Origin of the sequence: Wolbachia endosymbiont of Drosophila simulans wHa, from assembly GCF_000376605.1 — a bacterium.
In the GTDB taxonomy this organism is placed as follows: domain Bacteria; phylum Pseudomonadota; class Alphaproteobacteria; order Rickettsiales; family Anaplasmataceae; genus Wolbachia; species Wolbachia pipientis.
Genome location: NC_021089.1, coordinates 949,415 through 967,929, shown reverse-complemented (window position 1 = coordinate 967,929; position 18,515 = coordinate 949,415). Strand labels below are relative to the sequence as shown.

At 34.6% G+C, this 18,515-nt stretch carries 20 protein-coding genes and 2 tRNA genes; 7 read left to right on the top strand and 15 right to left on the bottom strand.

The window, feature by feature from the left end; all coding sequences use genetic code 11:
* Positions 1-12 precede the first annotated feature (12 nt).
* A tRNA-Lys gene (locus WHA_RS04395) sits at positions 13-85 on the bottom strand.
* 327 nt (positions 86-412) lie between these two features.
* On the opposite strand from WHA_RS04395, the gene WHA_RS04390 reads away from it, so the two are divergent.
* The 4 genes from WHA_RS04390 (at position 413) to WHA_RS04375 (ending at position 3,202) form a co-directional block, all read left to right on the top strand.
* Positions 413-488: transfer RNA gene (locus WHA_RS04390), tRNA-Ala, on the top strand.
* 213 nt (positions 489-701) lie between these two features.
* On the top strand, positions 702-2,189 hold the full coding sequence (locus WHA_RS04385; protein WP_015589303.1) for a magnesium transporter MgtE N-terminal domain-containing protein: 1,488 nt from the start codon (positions 702-704) through the stop codon (positions 2,187-2,189).
* A gap of 109 nt (positions 2,190-2,298) precedes the next feature.
* On the top strand, positions 2,299-2,667 hold the full coding sequence (locus tag WHA_RS04380; RefSeq protein WP_015589302.1) for a hypothetical protein: 369 nt from the start codon (positions 2,299-2,301) through the stop codon (positions 2,665-2,667).
* A 103-nt stretch (positions 2,668-2,770) separates the two neighbouring features.
* Positions 2,771-3,202, top strand: coding sequence for a hypothetical protein (locus WHA_RS04375; RefSeq protein WP_015589301.1), 432 nt, complete (start codon positions 2,771-2,773; stop codon positions 3,200-3,202).
* 77 nt (positions 3,203-3,279) lie between these two features.
* Here the strand turns inward: WHA_RS04375 and ccmE are convergent, their stop codons facing one another.
* From ccmE to WHA_RS04340, 8 genes are read right to left on the bottom strand one after another with little or no spacing between them, the layout of a single operon-like run.
* Positions 3,280-3,672 carry a cytochrome c maturation protein CcmE gene (gene ccmE / locus WHA_RS04370; RefSeq protein WP_015589300.1) on the bottom strand — a complete coding sequence of 131 codons (393 nt, stop codon included), beginning with the start codon at positions 3,670-3,672 and terminating at the stop codon, positions 3,280-3,282.
* Positions 3,656-3,793, bottom strand: coding sequence for a CcmD-like small membrane protein (locus tag WHA_RS06940; protein ID WP_179943637.1), 138 nt, complete (start codon positions 3,791-3,793; stop codon positions 3,656-3,658). Before WHA_RS06940 ends, ccmE begins: the two co-directional genes overlap by 17 nt.
* Positions 3,790-4,662 (bottom strand): biotin--[acetyl-CoA-carboxylase] ligase, encoded by an 873-nt coding sequence (locus WHA_RS04365; RefSeq protein ID WP_015589299.1) that lies wholly within the window; start codon positions 4,660-4,662, stop codon positions 3,790-3,792. The genes WHA_RS06940 and WHA_RS04365 overlap by 4 nt, the downstream gene beginning before the upstream one ends.
* Positions 4,663-4,679: 17 nt before the next feature.
* Positions 4,680-6,044, bottom strand: a complete 1,365-nt coding sequence (locus WHA_RS04360) for an NADH-quinone oxidoreductase subunit N (RefSeq protein ID WP_015589298.1) — start codon at positions 6,042-6,044, stop codon at positions 4,680-4,682.
* Positions 6,041-7,483, bottom strand: coding sequence for a complex I subunit 4 family protein (locus tag WHA_RS04355; RefSeq protein ID WP_015589297.1), 1,443 nt, complete (start codon positions 7,481-7,483; stop codon positions 6,041-6,043). The genes WHA_RS04360 and WHA_RS04355 overlap by 4 nt, the downstream gene beginning before the upstream one ends.
* Before the next feature lie 3 nt (positions 7,484-7,486).
* Positions 7,487-9,337 carry an NADH-quinone oxidoreductase subunit L gene (gene nuoL / locus WHA_RS04350; RefSeq protein WP_015589296.1) on the bottom strand — a complete coding sequence of 617 codons (1,851 nt, stop codon included), beginning with the start codon at positions 9,335-9,337 and terminating at the stop codon, positions 7,487-7,489.
* A gap of 4 nt (positions 9,338-9,341) precedes the next feature.
* Positions 9,342-9,650 carry an NADH-quinone oxidoreductase subunit NuoK gene (nuoK, locus tag WHA_RS04345; RefSeq protein WP_010962953.1) on the bottom strand — a complete coding sequence of 103 codons (309 nt, stop codon included), beginning with the start codon at positions 9,648-9,650 and terminating at the stop codon, positions 9,342-9,344.
* On the bottom strand, positions 9,641-10,228 hold the full coding sequence (locus WHA_RS04340; protein ID WP_015589295.1) for an NADH-quinone oxidoreductase subunit J: 588 nt from the start codon (positions 10,226-10,228) through the stop codon (positions 9,641-9,643). The genes nuoK and WHA_RS04340 overlap by 10 nt, the downstream gene beginning before the upstream one ends.
* A 224-nt stretch (positions 10,229-10,452) precedes the next feature.
* Between WHA_RS04340 and WHA_RS04335 the strand changes: the two genes are divergently transcribed.
* Both WHA_RS04335 and WHA_RS04330 read left to right on the top strand, forming a co-directional pair.
* Positions 10,453-10,866, top strand: coding sequence for a WD_0964 family protein (locus WHA_RS04335; RefSeq protein WP_015589294.1), 414 nt, complete (start codon positions 10,453-10,455; stop codon positions 10,864-10,866).
* Positions 10,867-10,966: 100 nt separating this feature from the next.
* A complete protein-coding gene (locus WHA_RS04330) occupies positions 10,967-12,883 on the top strand; it encodes an ATP-dependent helicase (RefSeq protein WP_015589293.1) in 1,917 nt (638 codons plus the stop codon).
* 154 nt (positions 12,884-13,037) lie between these two features.
* Here WHA_RS04330 and WHA_RS07090 read toward each other — a convergent pair whose 3' ends face one another.
* From WHA_RS07090 to WHA_RS04305, 6 genes are all read right to left on the bottom strand, one after another.
* On the bottom strand, positions 13,038-13,250 hold the full coding sequence (locus tag WHA_RS07090; RefSeq protein WP_041573538.1) for a hypothetical protein: 213 nt from the start codon (positions 13,248-13,250) through the stop codon (positions 13,038-13,040).
* Between the two features lie 162 nt (positions 13,251-13,412).
* Positions 13,413-13,634, bottom strand: a complete 222-nt coding sequence (locus WHA_RS07395) for a hypothetical protein (protein ID WP_022626388.1) — start codon at positions 13,632-13,634, stop codon at positions 13,413-13,415.
* Between the two features lie 25 nt (positions 13,635-13,659).
* On the bottom strand, positions 13,660-13,794 hold the full coding sequence (locus WHA_RS07260; RefSeq protein ID WP_255324781.1) for a hypothetical protein: 135 nt from the start codon (positions 13,792-13,794) through the stop codon (positions 13,660-13,662).
* A gap of 33 nt (positions 13,795-13,827) precedes the next feature.
* Positions 13,828-14,031 carry an IS5 family transposase gene (locus WHA_RS06540; RefSeq protein WP_007549940.1) on the bottom strand — a complete coding sequence of 68 codons (204 nt, stop codon included), beginning with the start codon at positions 14,029-14,031 and terminating at the stop codon, positions 13,828-13,830.
* Positions 14,032-14,122: 91 nt separating this feature from the next.
* Positions 14,123-15,289, bottom strand: coding sequence for an aspartate kinase (locus tag WHA_RS04310; RefSeq protein WP_015589292.1), 1,167 nt, complete (start codon positions 15,287-15,289; stop codon positions 14,123-14,125).
* Between the two features lie 200 nt (positions 15,290-15,489).
* Positions 15,490-16,935, bottom strand: coding sequence for a hypothetical protein (locus WHA_RS04305; RefSeq protein ID WP_015589291.1), 1,446 nt, complete (start codon positions 16,933-16,935; stop codon positions 15,490-15,492).
* Positions 16,936-17,070: 135 nt separating this feature from the next.
* Between WHA_RS04305 and WHA_RS04300 the strand changes: the two genes are divergently transcribed.
* Positions 17,071-18,345: an APC family permease gene (locus tag WHA_RS04300; RefSeq protein ID WP_015589290.1), complete on the top strand. Its 1,275-nt coding sequence runs from the start codon at positions 17,071-17,073 to the stop codon at positions 18,343-18,345.
* Positions 18,346-18,515 lie beyond the last annotated feature (170 nt).

Sequence of the window (18,515 nt, the reverse complement as noted above, 5' to 3'; positions counted from 1 at the left end):
AAAATTTGTGAGTGATCCCGACGCGATTCGAACGCGTGACCCACTGATTAAAAGTCAGTTGCTCTACCGGCTGAGCTACGGGATCATTTCATTTTTCAGCTATACTAAACATCAATACAGTTTTTATCCATTTTAATCAAACTAAAATTTTCATGTGTGGTTAAATAAATTATATAATATACTGCGTTAGTGATAATTTAGTTAAAAAATTTTTAAAGGAAAACTTCTTGTTAATTTTCAATTCACAGATTCATTTGGCAAAGCTTATAGTGTGATGTAAAAATCTGAGAAGACAAAAAGATAGAGAATTGTACATAACTGCAGAATTTGTGCACTATTTAGCAATAGCCTAACAGATAAATATTTCTTGCATTTCAGCCTGAGTGATTTATGCTTTAAGCAAGAATTACCTGGGGGTATAGCTCAGCTGGTAGAGCATCTGTTTTGCACGCAGAAGGTCAGCGGTTCGATCCCGCTTGCCTCCACCAGTCTATATTAGCTCTAGCCGCCACAAAACCTGTCAAAGCAGCTTATTTTAATCTATGAGGATTTTATACTACTTCCCTGAAAATCCCTATTTCTTTTCGTAACTTTTCTCTACACAAGTAATGTTGGTTATTACAATTGTAATATATACCAACTTAACAATAAATTAATCAATAAATGTTAGAATACTAACAATTAATTTATTGGTAACGCCTATGAGTGGAAAAAAGCATGTTTTTAAGATGGTACCTGGAAAAGAGGTGTTTAGAAAAACCCCGACTAAATTGATAAAGTGGCCTGAAGGTTATGATCCTACAATGTCTATTAAAAAAGTTGAGCTTGTATCGCTGGATGATAAAAACGATGTAGCACTAGGCTTATTACCTATAAAACTTTGCGGCAGTTCTTGCCTAGACAGTTACATATGTCTGGAGGAAGAAAATGAAGGAAATCTGGTAGCCAAAGATTATAAAAGTGATTCTAACTTAGATTATGTAAAAAGTAACCATACATTTGTATATTACGGTAATGAGTTGGCTAAGTTATCATATACAAGAGAACTTGTGCAGCCTTTCAAAACTATGTGTAGCAGTTCTATTAAATCAAAAAAATTGGAATACAAATATGTAACATGGGAAGATTCAGATACTGGCAACAATAAATATTATTTTTCAGACGAGGCAGGAAATATAATCGATTCACCTGACAATGAGGTATTACAAGACATTATGTTATACTACGGTGAGAGACATATAAGAGATGTGCTACTGTTGCTATCAAGCACGTTTACCAAAGTTTTTATTCAGGGCCTAACAGACGACCAACTAAAAACTCTTACCAATACTCTTAGTAACGAGCAACTGCAAAAAATAATTCCTGAACTGAGCTCAAGCCAACTACAGACCTTAGCAAAGAACTTAACAGATGAACAACTCCAAGCTTTAGTGGATCATCTAACCAATCACCAATTACAAACTCTTGCTCAGGAACTAAATCCAGAAAAGTTACAAATAATTGTTCCTATTTTAAATGATGCTCAGCTTGAAGCTCTAGTTAGAGACTTAAATCCAGAGCAAGTAAAAGAAATTTTACCTCACTTAAAAGTGGATCAGTTCAAAGCACTTATTAAAACTTTAAATGACGAACAATTTACAGTGCTTGCAAAAGACTTGGCTGAGCACCACTTGACAATACTTTCTAAAGAATTAGAAGGTGACCAGTTGAAAGCTTTAGTAAATAGTCTGCAAGAAGACCAACTGAAAGACTTAGTTAATAAGCTTGATCATGATAAACTTGGCATAATTGCTCAGGATTTAACTGATTCTAATAGGATCCAGATTATCATTAAGTCTTTAGCTAACAACCCAGAAAAACTTCAAGCTTTTGCTCGCAATATGTCTAATGAGCAGTTTAAGGAACTTTTGGATAACGTGGGTGCAGAAGAGCTTAAAGATATCATTCACAAACTGCCTTATGAGAAAGTGACAGCTGTGATTGGTGATCTCGGCAGTAAGGATCAGTCTAAAGCTATTATTGATGCATTAAAAGAGAAACTTGAAGAGCAAAATGGAAAGATAGGAGAGCTTATGGATAAGATTGACCAGATGCTTCCTGAGCAAAGTGAAGCAAATTGGGATAATGCACATCTATCACCTTACGTCTTTCAAGATACTAATACTGAATTTACAGTAATAGATGTTTAGTGCGAACTTGGATACTTATAAATTAATGTTTATAAGTTAAAAGAAAAAACAGTTTGCATGTGAAACTAAAAAATAATTTAAACTTTAATAATTTATGGAGGTAATTTATATGAGCAAGAACTCGCAAAACCTTGTACAAAATGAGGATAATTTTACTACTGGTAATAAAGAAAAACTTATAAGCGCTCTTGATCTTATTATACTTAAGACAGGTACTGATAAGGATATACAAGACCTTGGCAAAACAGCAAGTGGTCATACTGTTAAAAAAGCAGTTGATGCATTAGTTAATAATATAAATGAACAACTTATTAGTGGGTTGAATATTATGTTAGGAGAAGAGCAAGCTAAAGTTAAAAGTTTGGAAGATATTATAGGCAACGATGATGCAGGATTAAAAAAAGATCTAAGTGAGTTAGCAGGTAAGGTAAATAGTATGTTACCTGAGGAGGCACCAACCCATCCTGATATATTGTAGTAGTTAGGAAAGTAACAGCCTGATACAGGCTGTTACTCTTTCCACATACCATTTCAGTGTAGCTGAGTTGATTTTAAAAGTATAATTTTTTATAGGAGTTAATATGAGTAATTACAGTGTAAAAGAAAGCGAAAAAGACTATGAATCAATAGGAAGAACAGTCGAAGACGAATATAGAATAATAGATGACATAGAAGTCAAAATTAAGCCTAAATCTTTTGAGAGCAATAAAGAAAAGAATGCGTCGGTTGGTTATGTTCACAAAGTTCTAGACAAACTAATCACAGAATTAAACGACACATTTGTTTCTGACTTGGATTACCAATTGAGGCTTAATGCAAACTATGTTCAGAATAAATTGAGTAAGGATTTATATGATTTGGACAAGGTAGTTATCGATACTAGTAAGAATTATGAAATTTTGGAAAAAAACTTTAATAATCTAAGAGAAGAAGTTGAAAAATTAAAAATAGGAACGGTTAGTGATGACAACATAGATGAATGGGAAGCACCAACTCACCATGATATATTATAGTAGTTAAGAAAGTCACAGCTTGCTAGCAGGCTGTGACTCTCTCTACATACCGTTTCAATACAGCCAGGTTAAGGAATCTATTTTAAAACTTTCGGCATATAGTTCTCATCATGTTTTGCAAACACCGTATCTGCAAGAAAGGTATTATTATCAAACATTTTACCTTGCACAACAACACCACTTTTTTCTGAAAACATTGGTGGAAGTATTCCCTGGTATTTTACCACAACGCTTTTGTTAAAATCTGTCATTTGAAAAACTACTTCACTTTCGCTCCGTATCACACTATCTTCAACAACCATTCCACCAATATGGATTGGCTTTTGACTATTTGGTAAAGCTATTGCCTCACTTACTGTATAGAAAAATGAGATATTTTCTTTGAGCGTTGTTAAAATAAAAAAGACTATGCAGCTTAAAAAGCAGAAAATTCCTGAAGTTATAAGTAATCGCTTATGTTTCTTCTTCATTATTATCTTTCAGGTTTTCTAGAATTTTTTTACTTTTAATATAGCAAGAAATGGTAAAAATCAGTTCTCCGGTAATCAACGTAAAACTAATAAGGTAAGCAAAAATTACATATGTATTCATAATGCACTGCCAATAAATAACTCACCTGAATCAAAATAAATTAAGCTTCCATCCTTTTGCTGCAACACCAATTTACCACTTTTATCTATATCAGCAAAAATTCCTTCATACAATTTGTCAGCTAACTTTACACTGATTTGTTCATGCATTTTGAATGCTTTTTTTAACCACATTTCTCTTATAGCATAAAACCCATCAAATAGCCATTGCTTTCTTAGCTTATTAAAATTTATTATTAATTTTTTTAGTAGATCTATGTTAGACACAGACTCACCGTAATTGCTAATGCACGTTGTTCCTGGAAGTGGTGCATGATTGACATTAATTCCAATTCCTATAATGAGCCAATTCGAATTGGATCTTTTTTCAAGCAATATTCCACTTATTTTCTTGCCATCGATTAGAATATCATTTGGCCATTTATACTGGAGATTTAGACCATTTATAAATGACAGTATAGTATTTCCAACAGCAAGAGCAGTAACAAAAGTCAATTCTGTTAATTTGCTGACATCCGCAATTTTATTCACCAAACCCCTCTCTGTCATCCCAATGCCCTCTGATGTCATCCCAGTGCTTGACACTGGGATCCATTCTTCTTTTTTTCTAGATTCCATCGTCACGCGCTGGAATGACACCGAAAGCTGGCTTTCATTAAGATAATCGTTAAAGAGGTTTATTACCAAACTCGCATAAAAATTACCCTCTGGAGAAATCCAGTTTTTTCCAGTGCGCCCTCTACCCTCTGTTTGTTTATCGGCAATAATAACGGTTTCATTTGATATTCCTCTCCCAATTAAATCCAACGCTTCTTTATTAGTGCTTGAAACTTCTTTGTAATGATGAATATGAAAACCCTCAGGGATCACCTTGTCAGTCCTTTAGTTCAATGAGTGAGTAAAACGTACAAGAAAAGAACGAGGTTGATCAGTGAAGCCACTGAAGTAATAATGAATAGACCCTTAGAATAAGCAACCTTATTACCACTAGCTTTATCAAAATACATAACTTTCATGATATTTAAATAATAGTAGCATGATATCACACTCGCTATTACAAGGATCAAGGACAGGCTGATAAAGCCAGAATTTATTAAACTTTTGAATATAAAAAATTTAGCGATAAAACCTGCAAGTGGAGGTATTCCCGACATCGAGAGTAACAGCACAGAAAGATGAAATGCTACAATTGGGCGTTTCTTCCCTATACCAGATAAATTTGCAATATCACAATCGTCATCGTCAATTTGTACGAGATATGAGAATAGCCCTATGCTTGTGATGATATATATCACCAGATACATTAAGGCACTATCTGTTCCTGCTTGTGTAAAAATAGAAAGTGAAGCAAATATAAAACCAATGTGACCAATTGAACTGTAAGCAAGCAGCCTTTTTAAGTTTTGCTGACGCAAGGCCCCAAAAGCTGAGATAAGCACAGACAATGCTGAAACGTATAAGAAAATAGGCTGAACATAACTTTTTACATTTACTAACTCTTCATTCATCAATCGAATTAAAAATGTTACAAGTGCAGCTTTTGGAGCTGTAGAAAAAAACGCAGTTACTATGGTAGGTGCACCTTGATAGACATCTGGAGCCCACATATGAAAAGGAGCAATAGCAAGCTTGAAACACAAACCAATTAGGATAAAGACTAATCCAAAAACTATTCCATAAGTTATCTGATGGCTTTGCAAGAATGAACCGAGCTCAGAGAAATTGACTTGTCCTGTATATCCATAAAGCAGCGACATTCCATATAGCATAATGCAGGAAGATAGTGCACTAAGTGTAAAATATTTCACTCCTGCTTCACATGAATAAGCTGAATCTTTATTAAAGCTCGCAAGAACATACAAAGATATACTCATCAACTCAAAAGCTAAATAAAAAGAAATCAGACTATTTGCTGAAACCAAAGTTATCATGCCAAATAGCGCAAAAAGAATCAGTATTGAAAATTCATATTTATAGTCATATTTTGATAAATTCAGCATCAAAAGTATTAAAATTCCTGTGCTGAGAATTAACCCTTGGGCTGACCTGATGTATAAATTGAGTTTTAACAACGAATTAAAGAGAAAAATTTCATTGTTTTCTGCCGAAATAATTAAAATAATCAAAGTTACCACTGTGCAGCCAAGTGCTAATAAGTTGATAGTTCGGCGGTTAAATATAATTCCAAGCAGCAGCAACACTAACGAGGAGATAATAGAGAACGTTTCCGGCAATATCTGTATATAATTCATAGCGCATTATATTTGACTAACAAATTTGCCATACATGGCTTCAAATAATTCAGTGCAAGGGTTGGGTAGAATCCAAGCAAAATAACAAACACTGCAAGCAGAATTAAGACAGAAAATTCTATGCTATCCAAGCGGTTATTTAATAATTTAGAATAGCTAACCCCCCATATTATTTGCTTACATAAATTCAGCATATAAACTGCGCTTAAAATAGTGCCAAGTGCGATAAATCCTGTAAAAAACCCTATGCTCTTAAACATTCCAACCATAGCCAAAAACTCACCTATGAATCCAGATGTTCCAGGTAGCCCTATTGAAGCCATTGAAAATAAAATGAACATAAAACCAAATTTTGGCATTGTGTTTACTATGCCAAAATATTTTGCAATCTCCAAAGTTCCAGTTCGAGTATATAGCATTCCAACACACAAAAATAAAGCAGCAGAAATAAGGCCATGACTAATCATTTGAAATATGCTACCCAGTACTCCTTCCTCACAAAATGAAAAGAGGCCAGCAGTAACGATCCCCATATGTGCTATTGAAGAATAAGCTATTAACTTCTTTATATCATCTTGAGCAAACGCAACTAGAGAAGCATATATTACCGCAATAATGCTCAGCACAACAACGAAATTTGAAAAATACAAACTTGCCTGAGGAAGCATTGGAATAGAAAACCTTAAAAATCCATATCCCCCCATTTTAATAAGCAAGCCAGCTAAAATCACAGATCCAGAAGTTGGTGATTGCACATGCGCATCAGGAAGCCAAGTGTGAAATGGAAACATCGGTACTTTTATTGCAAAAGAAATAAAAAATGCAATCCATAGCAATGACTGCACTTCAAGATCAAGACTTGGCACTAATGTAGCTAATTTTTGTATATTAAACGTCCCAAAAGTGCTATAGATGTACACCAAGCCAAGTAGGAATAATAATGAGCCAGTTAATGTATAAAGAAACAACTTAAACGTTGCATATACCCTGTGTTTTCCTCCCCAGATGCCAATAATAAAGAACATTGGTATTAAAACAGCTTCAAAAAACACATAAAAGCTTATAGCATTCAGTGAAACGAAAAAACCGACTACAAAACTCTCAAGCAGTAGAAACAATGCCATATATGGACTGAGGGTCGTATAACTCATTTTGCAGTTGTAGAGTATACAAATTACAAACAAGAAAGTTGTAAGCAGAAGGAAAAGCAACGATATACCATCTATCCCTATTCCAACATTTCTAATTGGGTAGCTGACAAACTGAAAGTCCGCATTGTTATAATCAAATTCTATACAAGCTACAATGCTAAGCAAAAATGGAAGTACAGCAAAAAATAGGGCAAGGAATCTTAGGTGTATAGATTGATGATTAATCCTGATTAAGGATAAAATCAACGCTCCTATCAGTGGAAGCAAGAATATACTAAGTAACAACACCTTCTATTTAATTCCAATAATATATAAAGCACCGATTATTAAAGTAACAAACATAATAAGTGCATAATCAAATATATAACCAGTTTGCAACTTTATAGAACTTTTTGAACATTCATTAACCAACCTTACAACACCATTTGGTCCAAATGAATCAATAGCCTTAACATCAAACTTCCATAGAAGCCTAGATATAAACCTTATTGGTACAATTATAACAAACTCATACACCTCATCAAAGTACCATTTATTCTGCAAAAATTTAAGTAAAAATTTACTCTTAATTTGCCTAATTACTTGATATTGGTAAATTAGGTACGCAAGTGCTATTCCACTTAGGCTCGCCAAGGTTGGCAGTAGTTTTATAAAGAAATTATGAACTCCATGCTCATCAACCACCACTAAACTTGATTTCCAAAACGCATTACTAGTTATGTTCAAAATATTTGCTCCCCACACTCCAGAAAATACCGATCCAAAAGCAAGTATCAGTAATGGTATAAGCATAATCTTCTGTGCTTCATGTATATTAATTTTACTTTGTTTTTGGCTGTGGAACACAAGAAGCAATAACCTCCAAGAGTAAAACGCTGTGAAGAATGCAACAACTAAGCTTATTACAAAAGCAAAGCTATCCGTGCTATAAGCATGTTCAATTATCAAATCCTTTGAGTAAAAACCTGCAAATGGAAATATTCCAGAAAGCGCAAGAGACCCAATCCACATGAGAGTGTAAGTGCAAGGGATTTTCTTCCAGCAATTTCCCATTTTCTGAATGTTTTGCTCATGATGCATTGCATGAATCACATTGCCAGCACCAAGAAATAGTAGAGCTTTAAAAAAAGCGTGGGTCATTAAATGAAAAATAGCAACATTGTAAGCAGAAAGCCCACATGCCATGAACATATAACCAAGTTGACTGCAGGTTGAATAAGCAATTATTTTTTTTATATCATTCTGAGTAATCGCAACGGTGGCTGCAAAAAAAGCAGTAAGTGCACCAACGATAACTATTAATTCTCGTGCCACATTTGATAACTCAAACAATGAAGAACATTTTGCTATTAAAAATATACCGGCTGTTACCATCGTTGCTGCGTGAATGAGTGCAGAAACAGGGGTTGGCCCTTCCATTGCATCTGGCAACCAAACATGTAAACCAAGCTGTGCAGATTTACCCATACAGCCAATAAAAAGTAATATGCATATTATATGAATTACTTTGAATTCACAGCAGAATGCCCTAATGTTCTGCGCGCCAAGAAGATCAGCTGTGTCAAAAACTTCAGTAAATTTCAAAGAGTGAAATGTATAATAAATAAGAAAGATTCCAATCAATAGTGCAAAGTCTCCTACCCTATTCACAACAAATGCTTTAATTGCTGCATTATTTGCAGAATATTTTTGGAACCAAAATCCTATGAGTAAATAAGAACACAGGCCAACTCCTTCCCAGCCAAAAAAAAGCTGCACGAAATTATCGCTTACAACCAGCACAATCATGCAAAATGTGAACAGCGATAGGTAAGAAAAAAACCTCGACTTCCCATGCTCCATATAGCCGATAGAATAGAGATGCACTACCAGCGAAACGGTGGTAATAACAATCAGCATTAAGGATGAGAGAGCATCCACACTAATTGCCCAATTTACTTTTAATACACTTAATGAAAATAAAGGAAATAAACTCAAGTGATAATTTTCAGAGAAGGTAAGAAAAACATACCAAGATAAAACTGCAGATATTCCAATCCCTGCCGTTGTAATTAACTGACCAAAAACATCCTTTCTAAAAAGTGCTGCAAATAGTGAACCAAAAAGTGGCAAAAATACTATTAATTTCAGTATATCCATCATACTTTCATTCTTTCATTAAGTTTGCTTGTTCAACATCTATATTGCCACGGCTTCTATAATATACAACCAATATTGCAAGTCCAACTCCTGACTCTGCTGCCGCAACAGTCAACACAAACATCACAAAGATTTGCCCAACTATATCATTCATAAAGGCAGAAAAAGCAACTAGATTGATGTTAATCGCCAACAATAATATTTCTATTGATAACAATATATTGATTATGCTCTTACGGTTGATGAAAATACCGCACACCCCAACAGTGAACAAAATAGCAGCAACTATCAAAAAATGATTTAATCCTATTTCCATTCCACTCCTTTTCCAAATTTAGCCTTAACCAATTTTACAGATGAAGATTGCGTCAATTGCTTTAATACATTCTGTTTTTTAACTCCTTTTTTCTTGTCCTGCAAAGTAAGAGCAATTGCACCGACAATTGCAACAAGTAGCAAAATTCCAGAAAGATGAAAAGCGTACATGTAGTCGGTATACAGCAAATTACCAATAGCTTTCACATTATTGGTATTATAGTTTATAACATTGCTTATATTCGGTGCTGAGCTGCGGATTACAAAGCTGATGACTAGAAAAAACACAACACACAACATAGCACCAAGAGTGCAATGCTTTGCAAAACCCTGGCGCAACCTTATGTAGTCAATATCGAGCATCATAACTACAAAGAGGAACAACACCGCAACCGCACCGATGTATACTATCAGCACCATCATAGCAATGAATTCAGCTCCAAGGAGAATAAAAAGCACTGCAGAGTTAACGAAGGTGAAAATTAAAAATAATACTGCATGCACAGGATTTCTTACACTAATTACGCATACAGCAGATAAAATGCTAAGAATTGCAAAAAAATAAAAGAAAAAAGGCATCGATACTTTAACTGCAACAATAGTTACTAATTTAAAGTAACTATCGTAGTAAAGTCAATATTATATTAAACGTTTAAAAACATTGTACTACAAAGCTCCAGCTCCATTTTAAATTATTATATAGAGCATTTTCTCAGTAATGCAATAAACACTTAACTTGTTCTTGATAATTTTAATTTATTAACGTATAATATATGTATATTCATAATTAATGGCAGCGCGAAATGTACAACATATTTGGTTATTTCAAAACTTGTAACACACAAAGTGGTAAATTAAATAGTGAAAGTTATCAGTACACTACAAGAGATTACATGACAATTTACTTCAATAACACACTAGCAAGTTTCAGTAGATCATGGAGAGAATTTAAAGAAAAAGCGTATGGATTTATGTATGATATCGGAACTTGGTTGAAAGAAACATATGAAAATCTCACTGAACGACCTGCAACGCATAACCACTATGCCTCAAAGTTCCCTGTTAAAGTTGAAGAAAGAGAAATGGAGGAGCTAAACCGTACATATAAGTCATTCCAAACTCCACCTATCCACCTAACAAACAGCAGCCTAGATCAGATCAATTTATCGTTACCCACCACATCCAAGCTGCCTAACAAAGGTATATACAAAACGTAACACTTGAGTGAAGCATTCTTTAACTGTTCTATTCAATAAAACCTTTACAATATTTCAATCATAGGTTTAACTTTACGAAGTTATAATCTATAGGGCTACGATGAACGATTATCTCTCACTGCTAAATCCAGAACAACAATCAGCTGTAACTAACATAGATGGACCAGTTTTGATACTGGCAGGAGCCGGGACGGGAAAAACAAGAACGATTACTTCAAGAATAGCACACATAATTAGAAACGGTCACGCTTATTCTGATGAGATATTAGCAGTTACATTTACAAATAAAGCAGCAAATGAGATGGTATCAAGGGTACTTGAGCTAACGGGCACAAACATACCATGGCTTGGCACTTTCCATGCAATTGCAGCAAAAATTTTGCGCATGCACGCAGAAATTGTGGGCTTAAACCCCAATTTTACAATCATTGGTGTGGATGACCAATTACAGGTAATAAAAAATATTATCAATGAAATAAATCCTGATTACCTATCAGAAAAATGTAAGACCATTATGAATATTATTCAGCAATGGAAAGAGAAGTGCTTATTGCCATCTGAAGTGGAAGATATTCAATCATTTAGGCCAGTATATGTAACTGCACTCAAGGTCTATCACCAGTATCAGGAAAGGTTGAAATTCCTTAACTCTGTCGATTTTGGTGACTTATTGCTATATAACATACAACTCTTTAATCAAAAGACCGAAGTTCTGTCCTACTACCAAAACAAGTTTAAATATGTCATGGTAGATGAATATCAAGATACAAATGCGATACAATATCTTTTGCTAAAATACCTTGCAAAAGAGCACTCAAATATTTGCTGTGTAGGAGATGATGACCAGTCGATATATAGTTGGCGTGGTGCAGAAGTTGAAAATATTTTGAAGTTTTCTGATGATTTTAAAAATGCAAAAACCGTTAAACTAGAGTGTAACTACAGGTCAACATCCCACATACTTGCAACTGCGTCATATGTTATCAATCACAATAAGACTCGCTTAGAAAAAAAATTGTGGACAACAAACATTGAAGGGGAAAAGGTAAATCTAATAAAATTATGGGATGGGAAAGCTGAAGCAAGGTTCATAAGCGAACAGATATTGAAACTCAATAAATACAGATTTAGTGACATTGCAGTGCTGGTAAGGGCCACTTTTCAAACTAGAGTTCTCGAAGAGTATTTTATAAAATATTCAATTCCCTACAAGATTATAAGTGGCGTAAAATTCTACGAACGTCAGGAAGTCAGGGATATAATTGCATATTTAAGACTTGTTACAAACAATAACGATGACTTAGCTTTCGAAAGGATAGTAAATCGGCCAAAAAGAAGCATAGGAGCTACAACTCTAAAGAAAATATACACGACTGCTCAGGATAACAAAATTTCTTTTTTTGAGGCAGCAAAAATATTAGTTAATAGTAATCAGGTAACCGAAAGAATTAAACTCTCACTCAACGATTTTTTAAATAAAATTAAAGCTTGGGAAGAAATAGTAAGCGTAAAACCACTGCATGAATTCGTTAAAATCGTAGCAAACCAATCAGGATATATTGAAATGCTTGAAAATGAGGAGGTAACAGGCTTAGCACGAATAGAAAATGTTAAAGAGCTCATCTCATCTTTAAAAAATTTCGATAATGCCACAACTTTCTTGGAGCATATAAGTCTGGTGATGGAAGTGGATAATATGAATAACGATGACACCGTATATGTTATGACTCTTCATGCAGCCAAAGGACTTGAATTCCCGTGCGTGTTTCTACCTGGTTGGGAAGAGGGATTATTTCCTCATCAAAGATCTTTTGATGACAAAAGTGGTAAAGCTTTAGAAGAAGAAAGGAGACTCGCATATGTTGGCATAACCAGAGCCAAAGAAAGGTTAATCATTTCATGTGCAGATAGGAGGGAAATTAACAACCAGTGGCAACCGATGCGCACTTCTCGGTTCATTAAAGAATTGCCAAGAGAAAATGTTGAGGTAATTAAAAGCAACATTGCCTACTGTTGAAGCTATAATTGCAGATAAACATATCTTACAAATCTGAATTACTTTAACTATATGTTTCTCTTGGCAAAAATTCTGTAACCGTTCACACTTAATTCTTCAATCTCATACCAATTTCTATTACATAACAAACAAATAGACAATAGAAGTGAGAAGGTTATACTAAGGCAGTATAATGATGGAGTTTTGGAATGGCATTGGTATCAGGTTGCAATTTTAGCTTACATTGTGCCAATCTTTCTTCAATTGCTGCTCGCATAAATTCTGCCTGTCTTTTAGTTCTGCAGTGCACTATCGCATCATCCACATATCTTTCAAATGGTACTGTTGGGTGATTTTGTTTCATCCATATATCAAATGCATGGTACATAAATATGTTTGAAATGATTGGGCTTATTGAACCTCCTTGCGGAACTCCTTTTTTCCCTAACTACCTTACTGCCATCTGCTTGCTGAATAGGGGATTTCATCCACCTTTCAACATACAGTATGACCCATTTGCAGTCTGTGTGCTTCTTGATAGCCTGCAGTGCTAAATTGTGGTCCAGATTGTCGAAAAATCCTGTAACATCAACAGCTTTCTTGGTAATCGTATCCTGTCTCCAATAAACAGCGGTTTTGCTATGTATCCTTGATCAGCAAAAAACTTACGTAAAGTTGGAGCCTTGTATTTAGCTTGAGTGAAAAGATTTAGAGCACCATCACGATCTTGAACACTTGCACTATGAACATCAGCCGCAATAATTAAGCCCACTGTATCTACAACAATATGACGTTTTCTACCCTTTATTTTTTTTCAGCATCATATCCTCTGGATCCCCTTTTTGAGTGGTTTTTACTGATTGACTGTCAATTATTCCTACTGAAGGTGTTTCATTTTTACCAAACATTTTTCTTACCTCTTTTACTAGCATATTATGTATTTTTTCCAATTTGCCATTACTACGTCACCTGAGAAAATAGTCATACACCGTCTTCCATGGAGGAAAATCTTTCGGCAGCATTCTCCATTGACAACCACCTCTCATTATATACCTTATTGCATTAATAATTGTTCTGATATTGTGCTTTCTTGGCCTCCCTATCTTTCCTTGTGCAACATGTGGCTCCAAAATTTCCCATTCCTTATCACTTATATCACTTGGATACAATTTTCCCTCCTATTTTTTACTTACACTATCATATTTTTTTCCTCATTCCTTTTCAAGACATACTCTTAGACAACTGGACGTCAAGCCTATCCTAGTGCTGCATATCAAGCTCATACTCAGTATGTAAATCTTTGACTAAAGCTACAGCGCATTCTTTTTGAACAATTATACTGATTTTGATTTCAGATGTTGTGATAGCAAGTATTTCTATCTTTTTTTCGCTTAAAACCTTGAGTGTGCGGTGCATCACTTCAGTGTTAGACATAACACCAATACCAATTATTGAAATTTTAGCTACATTATCGTTTATAGCATAATTTTCATTCTTATTCAGTAACTTTTCCATTGAATCAATATCAAATTTGGAGATAACAAAACTTGACCCATGTATCATATCAATTTTAACGTTTGCTCCTGCTATATCTCTTAAAGTACGCAAGTTATTTGCAAGGTTAGTGAAAGTTACAAGAGCTTCATTAGTGCTATAAGTTATTCCAGTAATTAAGTATCTCTCTAGTACATCCCTTTTGTGTAGCACTGTGGTGCCTTCTACTTCCTTAAAAGTGGATAGCACTTGCACTTTAATGTTATGTTTCATTGCAAGTTGTACTGAACGATTATGCAGTATTTTAGCACCAGATGACGACATTTCCAACATTTCATCGTAAGAGATAAATTTGAGCTTGCGTGCCTTTGGAACAATTCTCGGGTCTGCTGTATATATTCCATCAATATCAGTAAAAATTTCGCAAGTTCTAACACCAAAGGCTACCGCGAAGGCAACTGCTGATATATCAGAGCCTCCTCTTCCAAAAGTAGTGATTCTATCATCATTTATACCCTGAAAACCAGCAATGATCGCAGCAGTATAACCCTCAGCAAAAGATCTTTTCACACGTTCAATCTTTATTGTTTTTATTTTAGACTCAGAATAAAAATCATCAGTTGCAATTGGTAACTGCCAGGCAAGCCACGATTTAGCATTAACTCCGATCGATTGGAGAGTGATAGCTAATAGACCGCAAGAGATTTGTTCTCCTGCTGAAAGCATAACGTCATACTCTGATAACTCTTGTCTATAACTTAAATTTGAGATTTGCCTAGCCTGAAAAACCATTTGGTCAGTAAATCCTGCAACAGCAGATACAACAACGATTACATTACAACCTTTCTCAATATCGTTTTTTATCAAATTTGCAACTCGGTTTAAATCAGTTAGCGAAGTCCCACCAAATTTTTTTATGATTATTTTGTCCATAGTTACAATATAACTCTCTTCTGAAGAAAAATATAGTTTTTGTAGAGATAGCAGCTTGCAAGCCATTCAGAAAAGGGAAGACAAAGCTATAGAACACGTCATACCGCCGCGGCGCTAACTAGTAGCGGAATGACGAATTTGTTGTTTTAAAATTGTCAGTAAATCTAAGTTAGTTTAGCTATATAGCACGAACTAAACCACTAAGCAGCAGAAGACCTTGCATGACCTCCAAAAAATGCTTTTACTCTTTCAAGATAAGTAGGTGGTTCTGCAGGGATTTCTATATTATACATTGAATAATACACTGCTTCCTTTATACTATCATCTGTAACTAATTCCCTTAATTTTTGCTTTATGGCACCTCTTTGAATACTTTTTCCATACTCTTCGTAAAATTTTATGTAAAGCTCTTTAAAGACAAATTCTCTTATTTCTATTATTGATTGGTTAATGTTGCTCTTCACCTCATCGCTTATATTATTTTTATCCGCATAATCTTCGGAGTAAAAATCTTCAAACTTGTCTACCAAAATTTTTAATTTTTTATAATTGCAATATTCTTTTAAAAATCTTTCAGTAAATTTAGGTGTTAATACGTTCACTGCTCCATTTATTTGAACCAAGAAATTATTTTTCGCTTCAAGACAACTAAGCGAATAAATAATACGATCGAACATTCCCAGAGTACATAAACCAAGTCCATCCTTTAAATTCATTAGTAATAGTGAATTCACATCTGATTTTTGATTCTTAGCAGCAGTTGAAACTAAGTTTGCAGCTTGTGTGAGAGTTAGTCCAGTTTTTGATTCTTGCCAAGCTGCTTCATTGGAACCATTAAAGTTAAGATAAAGTTTTAATTGCTCTTTTTGCTCAGTTGTAAGCTCATCTGAATTATTTATGTAGTCTTCAAACTCTTTATTGAGTACATTTGGTTGAGCTCCAAATTTCTGTTTTAACTCTTGAGCGCATTGGAGAATACTATGTTCAAAACTACTCGTGTGAACGCTCTGACTGCCAGTGCCCACATCACTTACATTAAACAAAAAGCTTAGCTGCTTTACATTCAAACCCAAAGGTGAGAAAAGCCTCACTAATGGATACTTTATCAATTCAAGAAGTGCCACTGGAATTAGCAGTGCATAATTTAACAATAATAAACCAAAATTAAATATAAGAAACCCACGTAGAGCTGATACCTTTGATGCAATATACAAAAATGGAAGCTGTAGGTAATATATCAAGTGTATACTGAAGAATAAGATTTTGTCCTTTAATTTTATTGTTGGACCTTTATAAACCTCAAACAACATGCTATTGCTATCAATATTGTTGTTTTTAAAGGAGGTATAGTTGTTTATGATCTTCTCTTGCAAGGGAAGAAGCATTTTATTCAGGCAAATAAACGCAGCAATAACAATAAAACCTGTAGCCAAAAATGCTAGTGCAGGGCTAGAAGTGCTTGTAGATAAATAGGCATAAAGACCATCAACAATTAAGTTTTTGTATAATCTTTCAAAGGGACGAACTAGAATCGGGTCAAGGATATAGTTAACAAGAAGATTTAAATAATACACGAGAAACAAAAGTGCAATCAAAAATGCAATAATACTACAAACAACCAAAAATGCTTTTAATCTCGGATTCATAACCCCCTCTTAATAATCTGTTAATATAATCTATTTTAGGAATAAATTGAAAAAAATGCAAGTTTTTATGTTAAAAGATCAATTGAAATTTCTGAGTTTAGGGTATATTGTTAATCTATTTAGATAAGAATTATTGTGTCAAATAAAATAGGTTTTTGGGCTATTTTTGCCTTAGTGATTAGCAGCCAAATTGGCTCTGGAATTTTTATGCTTCCAATTAGCCTTGCTCCATATGGCATGTATAGCCTTATAAGCTGGATAATATCAGGGCTTGGTGCTATATCTCTTGCTTTAGTTTTTGCCTCACTCTGCGCAAAATTTCCGGAAACGGGTGGCTCTCACGTCTATGTAAAGCATGCTTTTGGCCCTGCTGCAGCTTTTTTTGTTGGTTGGACGTATTGGGTGATCTCATGGGTTAGCACAACAGCCGTAATAGTTGTGGGTGTTGGTTATCTTACACCATTTTTCCATGAAGATATTCAAAACGTACATCTGTTTTTAGAGATGTTATTACTTACAATTATTACACTAATAAATTTTAGAGGAGTAGCTACTGCTGGACGTGTTGAGTTTTTATTGACGGTGATAAAAATTTCTGTATTGCTTGTAATACCTATAGCAGCATTGTTTTTTTTTGATAGAAATAACTTCATCATAAGTGAAGAAATATCAAATCTTACAACATCGCAGATTCTTGCACGTTCTACACTTATTACTCTATGGGGTTTTATTGGAGTTGAATTGGCAACAGCACCTGCAGGGTCAGTTGATAATCCAGCTAGAACAATACCAAGAGCTGTGGTACTTGGAACAATCTCTGTTGCTGTTGTGTATTTTATCAACAATCTTGCAATTATGGGATTAATAAATGGCAATGATTTAGCAAGTTCAAGAGCACCATATGTTGACGCAATAAAAATTATGGCCTCTGGCAATTGGCACTTGATTATTTCTATAACTGCGTTCATTTTTTGTGTTGGTACTTTAAACGCTTGGGTACTAGCTAGTGGACAAGTGGCCCTTGGCCTTGCAAAAGATAAACTGATGCCACAGTTTTTTGCTCAAAGAAACAAGCACGGTTCTCCTTTCTGGGGCATAACAATCAGCTCCGTTGGCACTTCAGTTCTACTAATCCTCACTTCAAGCAACAATTTTGCTAAGCAGATCACATCAATTATCGACTTTTCTGTAGTTTCATTTTTATTTGTTTACCTTGCATGCAGTCTTGCTTTTCTCAAAGTTATTGTGCAAGAAAAGAGTTGTTACAAATTTTTAATTGGCAGTATAGCAACAACCTTTTGCTGCTGGGTAATATTTGAAACTTCTGTGAATACCTTGCTGATCGCAAGCTTATTCACTGCAAGTGGCGTACCTCTTTATTTATTTTGGTATCGCAGAGTTTCTGTATAGCAAATGTTATGTATCTGTTCAGCAGAGTGGCAAAATAAGGTAGACGAGAAAAGACAACTATAGGAAGAAATGGGTGTCATGCCAGTGCGTGACACTGGCATCCAGTTCTTTCGCGCAGTTCCATCAAAAACGTTGTAAAGGATTAATCGCTTTCGTGTTTACCAACTTAG

What these genes read in the sequence shown, in the direction of transcription:
- WHA_RS04385 (WP_015589303.1), top strand. Translation starts at nt 702, where the DNA reads ATGAGTGGAAAAAAGCATGTTTTTAAGATGGTACCTGGAAAAGAGGTG.
- WHA_RS04380 (WP_015589302.1), top strand. Translation starts at nt 2,299, where the DNA reads ATGAGCAAGAACTCGCAAAACCTTGTACAAAATGAGGATAATTTTACT.
- WHA_RS04375 (WP_015589301.1), top strand. Translation starts at nt 2,771, where the DNA reads ATGAGTAATTACAGTGTAAAAGAAAGCGAAAAAGACTATGAATCAATA.
- ccmE (WP_015589300.1), bottom strand. Translation starts at nt 3,672, where the DNA reads ATGAAGAAGAAACATAAGCGATTACTTATAACTTCAGGAATTTTCTGC.
- WHA_RS06940 (WP_179943637.1), bottom strand. Translation starts at nt 3,793, where the DNA reads ATGAATACATATGTAATTTTTGCTTACCTTATTAGTTTTACGTTGATT.
- WHA_RS04360 (WP_015589298.1), bottom strand. Translation starts at nt 6,044, where the DNA reads ATGAATTATATACAGATATTGCCGGAAACGTTCTCTATTATCTCCTCG.
- nuoL (WP_015589296.1), bottom strand. Translation starts at nt 9,337, where the DNA reads ATGATGGATATACTGAAATTAATAGTATTTTTGCCACTTTTTGGTTCA.
- nuoK (WP_010962953.1), bottom strand. Translation starts at nt 9,650, where the DNA reads ATGGAAATAGGATTAAATCATTTTTTGATAGTTGCTGCTATTTTGTTC.
- WHA_RS04340 (WP_015589295.1), bottom strand. Translation starts at nt 10,228, where the DNA reads ATGCCTTTTTTCTTTTATTTTTTTGCAATTCTTAGCATTTTATCTGCT.
- WHA_RS04335 (WP_015589294.1), top strand. Translation starts at nt 10,453, where the DNA reads ATGTACAACATATTTGGTTATTTCAAAACTTGTAACACACAAAGTGGT.
- WHA_RS04330 (WP_015589293.1), top strand. Translation starts at nt 10,967, where the DNA reads ATGAACGATTATCTCTCACTGCTAAATCCAGAACAACAATCAGCTGTA.
- WHA_RS07090 (WP_041573538.1), bottom strand. Translation starts at nt 13,250, where the DNA reads ATGTACCATGCATTTGATATATGGATGAAACAAAATCACCCAACAGTA.
- WHA_RS07260 (WP_255324781.1), bottom strand. Translation starts at nt 13,794, where the DNA reads ATGCTAGTAAAAGAGGTAAGAAAAATGTTTGGTAAAAATGAAACACCT.
- WHA_RS04310 (WP_015589292.1), bottom strand. Translation starts at nt 15,289, where the DNA reads ATGGACAAAATAATCATAAAAAAATTTGGTGGGACTTCGCTAACTGAT.
- WHA_RS04305 (WP_015589291.1), bottom strand. Translation starts at nt 16,935, where the DNA reads ATGAATCCGAGATTAAAAGCATTTTTGGTTGTTTGTAGTATTATTGCA.